This window comes from Neisseria sp. P0009.S007 (assembly GCF_051962515.1).
The window spans coordinates 1-406 of record NZ_JBQCVF010000923.1 but is presented as its reverse complement, the minus strand read 5'-3'; the positions used below and the strand labels follow the sequence as shown (position 1 = coordinate 406).

Here is a 406-nt window from a genome sequence, read left to right as displayed (position 1 = left end):
GGGTGAACGCAGCGGTGTCCGTTTCAACATGGGCGATACGGTCACTGTAAAAGTTGCTCGTGCCGATTTGGATACCAGCAAGATTGATTTGACCTTAATCAGCGGCGGTTCAGTCGGTAAGAAACGCGGCGGAAGAAAAGCGAAATCTGTGAGTAAGCCGACAGCTGCTGACAAGCCTGTCGAAAAGCGTAAGCGTAAACTTTCGGCTAAAGAAATTGATGAAGAGTTGGCTGCTCCCGCGAAGGCAAAGAAGGCCAAGGTAAAAAGTAAACCTGCTTCCAAACCGGCCAAGCCAAGCAAACCTAAAGCCGCAGGTAAGAAAAAAGCGCAGGCGAAAACAGCCTCTGTTAAGGCCGGGCGTAAAAATAACGCTCAAGGCAAAAGCGTGAAGATTAAAGTGAAGAAA

Annotated in this window: 1 pseudogene; it reads left to right on the top strand. The window is 48.8% G+C overall.

Going from position 1 to position 406, the window contains the following annotated elements:
* Positions 1 to 406, top strand: a pseudogene (locus ACTHS3_RS17130) (ribonuclease R); the annotation flags it as partial.